The organism is Vibrio sp. R11-SG3-ISO3-SZ (genome assembly GCF_059834345.1).
This window is the reverse complement of the sequence record NZ_JCBDGX010000009.1, coordinates 24,797-32,762: the sequence shown is the minus strand read 5'-3', so window position 1 is coordinate 32,762 and position 7,966 is coordinate 24,797. Positions and strand designations below refer to the sequence as shown.

7 protein-coding genes are annotated in these 7,966 nt (G+C 48.0%); 3 read left to right on the top strand and 4 right to left on the bottom strand.

Annotated elements, in window-relative coordinates:
* Window positions 1-506: NmrA family NAD(P)-binding protein (locus AC6R1O_RS01280; protein WP_500656364.1), on the bottom strand; the 506-nt coding region annotated here is incomplete at its 3' end.
* A gap of 143 nt (window positions 507-649) precedes the next feature.
* Between AC6R1O_RS01280 and AC6R1O_RS01275 the strand changes: the two genes are divergently transcribed.
* Window positions 650-1,534 (top strand): LysR family transcriptional regulator, encoded by an 885-nt coding sequence (locus AC6R1O_RS01275; protein WP_500629968.1) that lies wholly within the window; start codon window positions 650-652, stop codon window positions 1,532-1,534.
* 142 nt (window positions 1,535-1,676) lie between these two features.
* Window positions 1,677-1,955, top strand: a complete 279-nt coding sequence (locus tag AC6R1O_RS01270; RefSeq protein WP_500656365.1) for a hypothetical protein — start codon at window positions 1,677-1,679, stop codon at window positions 1,953-1,955.
* A gap of 336 nt (window positions 1,956-2,291) precedes the next feature.
* Here AC6R1O_RS01270 and malG read toward each other — a convergent pair whose 3' ends face one another.
* From malG to malE, 3 genes are all read right to left on the bottom strand, one after another.
* Entirely contained in the window at window positions 2,292-3,182 is an 891-nt protein-coding gene (gene malG / locus AC6R1O_RS01265) for a maltose ABC transporter permease MalG (RefSeq protein ID WP_334551530.1), read from the bottom strand.
* An 11-nt stretch (window positions 3,183-3,193) separates the two neighbouring features.
* Window positions 3,194-4,768, bottom strand: coding sequence for a maltose ABC transporter permease MalF (gene malF / locus AC6R1O_RS01260; RefSeq protein WP_500630824.1), 1,575 nt, complete (start codon window positions 4,766-4,768; stop codon window positions 3,194-3,196).
* 74 nt (window positions 4,769-4,842) lie between these two features.
* A complete protein-coding gene (gene malE, locus AC6R1O_RS01255; protein ID WP_334551527.1) occupies window positions 4,843-6,024 on the bottom strand; it encodes a maltose/maltodextrin ABC transporter substrate-binding protein MalE in 1,182 nt (393 codons plus the stop codon).
* A gap of 649 nt (window positions 6,025-6,673) precedes the next feature.
* On the opposite strand from malE, the gene malK reads away from it, so the two are divergent.
* Entirely contained in the window at window positions 6,674-7,798 is a 1,125-nt protein-coding gene (malK, locus tag AC6R1O_RS01250; protein WP_500637450.1) for a maltose/maltodextrin ABC transporter ATP-binding protein MalK, read from the top strand.
* The last annotated feature ends 168 nt before the right edge of the window (window positions 7,799-7,966 follow it).

Genomic DNA, 7,966 nt, shown 5'->3' with positions numbered 1-7,966 from the left:
GACGTCAACCAATGGCCCGTTTGTAACGTACTGGCAAAGTACTCAGGTAGATTTTCAAAATACCAGTTGTTGCGAAGAATCACGGTATTGTCGATACCACTTTGAACGATCGCCGCTTCGGTCGCCTCATGTTCATGAGCAAACATAACCGGTGACTGGCTCGGCGCTGGCATAGACGTATAGATAAGATGGTCGACGCCCGCTTTTTTCGCAGCGTTAACTGCGTTGAGATGCGGCTGTGTGCGAGAGCCCGCAGACAAATCAATGCTGACTAACAGTAGGCTATCCGCCCCAGTAAAGGCCTGTTCTAACGAGCTCGGATCAGAAAAATTTGCTTCTCTCACGTCCACACCTAACTCGACCAGTGAGCTCAACTTCGCTCTGTCACGGGTGGTGACGATCAATTGCTGCGCTGTTAACGCGCCTGAGCTAAGAAGTTGCTCTACTACTGCTGAACCTAACTTACCGGATGCGCCGGTCACCAAATATTTACGATCTGACATCATGATATTCTCCGTTTCTCTAACTGTTCCAAAGCGACAGACTCCTTCAGCCTGTCATGGGATGAACTGACTATATAATTATTAATTTGATAAATAATTAGCCAATTATTAAACTTATTGTTTATTAATAGTAAACAGTGAAAGTCATGATCTCCCTTGACGATATGTTAGTGTTTGCCATGGTGGCAGAGAAACAATCCTTTACTCAAGCAGCCGAGGCGCTGGGTCTTGGTAAGGCAAGAGTGTCGCAGATTGTCACTCGCTTAGAACGTTCGCTGAACACACGCCTGCTTCACCGCACAACCCGTTCGCTATCTCTCACCGATGCCGGTCAGCGCTACTACGAAAAATGCCGAGCGATCAAAGATATTGCTAGAGAGGCCAACAGTGAGACACTCACCGGGAACCAAACCCCAAGTGGCACCATTCGAATCTCCACCCCCAGCAATGCGATGGTCGAACTACTGAGCGAGTTCATTCGCCAATATCCCGATATTCGACTCGATATTATTGAAAGTGATAGCTACAGCAATCTGATTGAGTCGCGTTGTGACATTGCACTGCGAGCCTCTTCAGCGCTTGAGGACTCTCGTCTCTATGCCACCAAAATTGGCTTTTTCCGCGACATGATTTGCACCTCGCCGGATCACTTAAAACGCGTCGGGAAAATTGAAGAGCTGAAGGACTTAGTCAATCTTGACTGGATAAGTCATCACATCGTCCACGGCGATAAGCACTTGGTTTTAACCAATCAACAAGGTGAAGTGACCCGACTGGCACATCAACCTAAGGTGCAAGTGCGCACCGCCAACGCAGTGAAGCAATTTGTGCTCAACGGGTTAGGATTTGCCATCATGCCCAGTTTTATGATTAAAGAAGAGCTAGATGCCGGTCAGCTTGTGCGGATTTTACCTCACCTTCATGACCGTGAAATTCCTCTGTATGCGGTTTATCAGGAGAAAGCCCTTATGCCACTACGTGTGAGAACCTTGATTAAATTTCTCAAACAAAAAGGCAATGCGTTTGATTAGAGAGGTAGCGCGAACTGAGGCCTGACATGCCCTTCACGGCAATGACATCATACTGTCATCATTCCTTCATCTAGTTTTGGTTAAATCCGCAAACGTTTTCATCGCTTGGATGGGAACCCACACGCCTATGGCTAGGCTTATGATGACAATCCGCCAAGATCGGAAGGAACCCCCATTGAACGTCAGTGAAACCACGCTCAGTGAATCGACCATTTCAGACCCACGCGCAGTAGAGTACCAATGGGTACGGACACTGTATGTGGAAGGGTATAACCCGCAAGAGATAAACCACTACATCCGCACCTGCTTTGGCGGTGATGACGTGTTTGCCGATCTGTTTCGTAAAGTCGCGCTCTCTCAAGAGAGTGTCTATGTGCTTTTGCAATACGTTGGGTGCGCCCCTTCAAACCGAGAGTTCTAGAGCCACTTCTCAGCGCCATGTAACTACTGGCGCACCTTTCAGATAAATATGCTCCGTTGCTCGCAGTGATTCTCAACACCACTATGCGGGATATAATCGGTCGCTATACTGCCTCTAACCTATTCATTTATCTTGAATTTGTCCTATAAAAAAACCCGAACAAGTTCGGGTTTTGGTTACAAAAACTGTTAGAAGTAAAAATAGTAAGGAATCTTGCTAACAGCCAGCTATGCGTAACGCCAGGACTGCTCTTCGCTTAACGGATCGGCGGCCAAACCAAGAATGTTAAGTGAAGAAACAAAATGGGCGACCTCGCGGTCGCCCTTATCGTTCTTATTAGCCTTTCACACCACCGGCGGTTAATCCTCCGACCAACCAGCGCTGCGCAAGTAAGAATACGATGGTTATTGGTAATGCGGACAAGACTGCTGCCGCGGCAAAATCACCCCAGAGGTAGTTTTGCGGGTAGAGATACTGCTGCATACCAACCGCTAACGTGTAAGAGTTTACATCAGAAAGTAGTAACGACGCCACCGGAACTTCACCCACAACCATGATAAACGAGAGGATGAACACCACCGCAAGAATCGGCACAGACAATGGCAGTAGAACCAATCGGAACGCTTGCCATGGCGTTGCACCGTCCAGCGCTGCCGCTTCTTCTAGCGAGCCATCAATGGTTTCAAAGTAGCCTTTGATGGTCCAAACATGCAGTGCGATACCACCGAGATAAGAGAAGATCAAACCACCGTGTGTATTCAAACCCAAGAATGGGATGTACTGGCCGAGCTTGTCAAACAGAGCGTAGAGTGCCACCAGTGCCAAAACGGCTGGGAACATTTGGAAGATCATCATCGCTTTCAAGATGGTGTTCTTACCTTTGAACTTCATTCGGGCAAAGGCGTACGCCGAAGTGGTCGATAGACACACAATCAAAATAGATGAAATGCCCGCCACTTTGACCGAGTTCCACAGCCAGGTTAACACTGGGAACGGTGGTGGTGTCACGCTACCATCTGCGTTGGTGACCGAGAAACCCAGTGCGAGTTTCCAGTGCTCCAACGATGGATTATCTGGAATGATGCTACCCGTTGCGAAGTTACCTTCACGGAATGAGATGGCAACGATCATCAACAGCGGGAAGATAATTAGCGATAGGAACGCCCACATTGCAATGTGTGTTGCCCAAACGCGGTATTTTAATGACTTACCTTGTACCATAGCCATAATGAGCCTCCTTAATCTTGAGCAACTTTCGTGACACGTAGGTTGAGTAGCGCAAGTGCACCCACCAATAGGAAAATAAGCGTCGCGATGGCACTCGCCAGACCGAAGTCTTGACCGCCTGCACCTTCAAACGCGATGCGGTACGTGTAGTTCACCAGTAGGTCGGTGTAGCCCGCCGGCTCGGAGGTACCAATCATGTTTGGACCACCTTGCGTCAACAGCTGAATCAATACAAAGTTATTGAAGTTAAACGCAAAACTTGCGATGAGCAGCGGTGTCAACGGCTTGATCATCAGTGGCAGGGTAATCTTGGTAAAGTTGGAGATGAAATTGGAACCATCAATCGCAGACGCTTCGTAAAGATCGTCTGGAATCGCTTTCAATAGACCCATACACAAGATCATCATGTAAGGGAAACCAAGCCAGGTGTTGACGATCAAAATCATCATCTTCGCCATAATCGGGTCTGAGAACCAAGATGGGCTGATGCCGAAGAAGGCTTCCAGAACCATGTTCACTTCACCAAAGCTTTGGTTAAACAAACCTTTGAAAATCAGGATAGAGATAAACGCAGGCACCGCATAAGGCAAGATAAGCAGCACACGGTAAATCGCGCGGCCTCGCAAGGCTTCCCACTGAACAATGCTGGCGAGGATCAAGCCGATGATGACGGTTAAGCCCACGCTCACCGCTGAAAAGACAACTGTCCAGATGAAAATACTGATAAACGGTTCTTTGATGCCGTCGTCTTTCCAGACACGCTCAAAGTTGTCAGTCCCTATAGTGACGATAAAGCCAGGTGAGACAGTATTACCGACAAACTGCCCCTGCTCATCCACCGGCTGATAGAAGCCGACATCCATGTTCGGGCGTAGCATTTCACCAGTACGGTTGTTGTACAACGCCTCGCCATCCTCTTGCAGGGTGTATAGAGGAACCACGGCAGCAAACTTACGTAAACCGCTCATGCGGATATCTTCACCGCTCGGTAAATGCAAGTCTAAGCCATTGAGCACCGGGCGGTTTTGAATAATGGTTTTGATCGCTTCAGGTTCGCCATCCACATTGGTGACAGGCGTGAGATCCATGTCCGTTGTGATGACATTGGCCAAATCAAACTCTTGCGTCACGAGCAGCTGTTCGCCATCTTCAATCGCGATCTTATGCCCTGTTCCCGTGTTGTAGAGAGAGAAGGAGTAGCTCTGACCACTTTGGTAGGTTCGATCAAGCAGAACCGTTTGCGCACGGTCGAAGGACAATTGGTTTTTCGCACTGTAGTTTGTAAATGCAAGACCGATTGTGTACGCCAAAGGAAAAAGAATGAAAAGAATCATCCCTGCGATACCTGGATAGATATAGCGGTGGGCGTAGGTCTTTTTACTACCAAAGATAAACAGTGCGAGCGCGGTAAGAATGACTGTGAGCAGCGCAAACGCCATCTCACCACGAGAATACATTAGAATGGTTGCGTATCCGTTAACGATACCGACACTGCCTAGCAACGCCCATTTGATGAATACGTTTTTACTTGTAGGCAAGCTCGTTGTGGGTGATGCCATGGCATCTGTACCTTGAACTGACTGCATATGAGAACCTGCTAGCGATAAACAAAAAAAGAGAAATGAAGGAGGGGTTACCCCCTCCTCAAAAGGTCGAACAATTACTTAGTCATTTGTTTCTCTGCGTCTGCAAGTGCTGCATCCACAGTTTGACGGCCATCAACGATGTTGATGATGGCATTTTTCGCGCTGCCCCAGAAAGCGTTCATCTGAGGGATGTTTGGCATGATTTCGCCGTTCATTGCGTTGTCCATTGTCGCTGCAATGCGTTGGTCAGAATCAAGCTCACGTTGGAATGAGTTCAACGCTACCGCGCCCAGTGGCTTGTCATCGTTCACTTTGCGTAGACCGTCGTTGGTCAGTAGGTAGTTTTCAATGAACTCAACCGCAAGGTCTTTGTTTGGTGACGCTGTGCTGATACCTGCAGTCAATACACCCACGAATGGCTTAGACGATTGACCTTGGAATTTAGGTAGTGTTGCTACGCCGTAGTTGATGCCTGACTTCTCAACGTTGCCCCATGCCCAAGGACCGTTGATAGTCATCGCAACATTACCTTGGTTAAACGCAGACTCAGACACAGAGTAATCCATATCAGAAGAGATCACGCCTTTATCGACTAGACCTTTAACAAAGTTCATCGCGTCTTTTACGCCTTCGTTCGCGATACCCGCGTCTTTCACGTCGTAACCCGCTGAACCGTATTTGAATGCATAACCGCCATCAGCCGCCATAAGTGGCCATGTGAAGTACGGTTCTTTTAGGTTCCACATGATCGCTTTCTTGCCGTTTTTCTTCAGCTCAGCGTCTAGTGCTTCCACTTCTTCCCACGTTTTTGGTGGGTTAGGAACCAAATCTTTGTTGTAGATAAGAGACAATGACTCAACGGCGATTGGGTAACCGATAAGTTTACCGTCGTACTTCACTGCATCCCACGCGAAATCAACGATGCCATCTTTGATTGCTTGAGAAGGCTTGATTTCAGCAAGAAGACCCGCTTCTGCGTAACCACCAAAGCGGTCGTGCGCCCAAAACACAATATCAGGGCCATCGCCAGTAGAAGCCGTTTGAGGGAACTTGTCTTGCAGTGCATCTGGGTGAGCGACGGTCACCTTGATACCCGTATCCTCTTCAAACTTTTTACCAACTTCAGCAAGTCCGTTATAACCTTTATCGCCGTTGATCCAGATGGTAAGTTGACCTTCTTCGATAGCAGCACTTGCACCGAATGAGCCAAGAGCAACAAGAGTACCGAGTGCTACTGCGCTTAGGGCGTTTTTCATGTTCATATCCTTTTTATATTTGTGTTGTAGGGCGTCACCAGAGGATTCGCCGTATTTCGACATATATTTTTAGCCATCGTGACAAGTAACTCATCCTCCTGCTCCCTACGCCCTCCGTATTATGGCCTATTTTCGTGATCACCATCGACGAAGGTTGGCGACCCAAATCACAAAACCAGTCAGTAATGTGATCAGATTCATGCTTACCGCAAGCAATAATTTGAACTTGATCTCGCTACGCCTTTTCCTCCACCCTAAGCCTCCTCCCCCTCTACTCCCCCTACAATTAATTGTGTCGGGAGGATGTCGGCGTGATCGGTTTCTCGCAAACTACAGACATCCAAGAGTGGATGGTAAGAACCCTTTCCAGCGACGTGTTTTTACGCAACAGCTGGTTGCAATGCCGCAGGGTTTGCTGTGATGGTGCAAGCACGTGATTGTTCAGGAAACTGATTTGATACGGGGGAGACGCTTGTTTCACACGGGGGAAGCAAACCTTAATTGGCTTGATGGGTGATGTGAGCGACTCCGTCACCCATTTTTTCTTACACTCAAGTTCACCTTACCTGAATTCCTACTATTATTGCTTGCCAGATAATTCATATAATGTTGAGCAGTAAAACAAAAATATTGATCGAGGACGAGCTAGATGGCGAGTGTCACGTTAAAAAATGTATGTAAAGCTTACGGTGACGTACTTATTTCAAAGAACGTTGATTTGGAAATCCAAGAGGGCGAGTTTGTTGTCTTCGTGGGTCCATCAGGTTGTGGTAAATCCACCTTATTGCGTTGTATCGCCGGTTTAGAAGACATCACCTCCGGTGATCTGTACATCGGTGATGAGCGAATGAACGAGGTTGAGCCTTCTAAGCGCGGCGTGGGCATGGTATTCCAGTCTTACGCGCTCTACCCACACTTAAACCTTTACGACAACATGTCTTTTGGTCTCAAACTGGCAAAAGCGAACAAAGCAGAAATTGATAAGCGCGTCGAGCACGCGGCAGAAATCCTGCAATTGAGCCACCTATTAGAGCGGCAACCGAAAGCGCTTTCCGGTGGTCAGCGCCAACGCGTGGCCATTGGTCGTACGCTGGTCTCTCAGCCTAACGTGTTCTTGCTTGATGAACCGCTGTCTAACCTTGATGCCGCGCTGCGTGTTCAGATGCGCTCAGAGATTACCAAGTTGCAACGTAAGCTTGGCTGCACCATGATCTATGTAACGCACGACCAAGTCGAAGCGATGACCATGGCCGACAAAATTGTGGTCCTCGATGGTGGTTATGTATCGCAAGTTGGTCAACCACTTGAGCTTTACCACTACCCACAAAACCGTTTTGTCGCAGGCTTTATCGGCTCACCAAAAATGAACTTCATGAGCGTCTTTATAGAAGAAGTGGAAAAAGATCGCGTGATGGTTCAACTTGCTAACGGCACTACATTCTGGATTCCAGTCGATGGTACAACCGTCAATCGAGGTGAGCGTATGTCACTAGGGGTTCGCCCTGAGCACTTGTTGCCTGCCGGTGAGGGTGATGCCGTGATTGAAGGTGAAATCAACATCGTTGAGAAACTGGGTAACGAAACCCAAGTCTACATGCACATCGACGCTGCGGATGCGGACATGATTTACCGTCAACCAGACACGTTGGATGTTGATCCGGGAGATACCATAGCGGTTGGCATCCCTGCGCATCGCTGCCATCTGTTCCACAGTGATGGCCGAGCCTGTCGTCGTCTTCACCAAGAAGCGGGTGTCGCGCTCCCTAGCGCTTAATATCGAGACACCATTTATTATCCTTCTGCCCAGCCTTCTTCGCTGGGCTTTTTTATGCCTACCTCACAGCTTCTAACCCATTAATCTACAATGTTGCAAGTAATTTCATATATTCTTAGTGTGGGTATTATACTTACTGGGTTGTATGACTATACTGTTCAATAGTTG

Coding starts and splice junctions, on each gene's coding strand:
- malG (WP_334551530.1), bottom strand. CDS start 3,182: ATGGCTATGGTACAAGGTAAGTCATTAAAATACCGCGTTTGGGCAACA.
- malK (WP_500637450.1), top strand. CDS start 6,674: ATGGCGAGTGTCACGTTAAAAAATGTATGTAAAGCTTACGGTGACGTA.
- malE (WP_334551527.1), bottom strand. CDS start 6,024: ATGAAAAACGCCCTAAGCGCAGTAGCACTCGGTACTCTTGTTGCTCTT.
- AC6R1O_RS01270 (WP_500656365.1), top strand. CDS start 1,677: ATGACAATCCGCCAAGATCGGAAGGAACCCCCATTGAACGTCAGTGAA.
- AC6R1O_RS01275 (WP_500629968.1), top strand. CDS start 650: ATGATCTCCCTTGACGATATGTTAGTGTTTGCCATGGTGGCAGAGAAA.
- malF (WP_500630824.1), bottom strand. CDS start 4,768: ATGCAGTCAGTTCAAGGTACAGATGCCATGGCATCACCCACAACGAGC.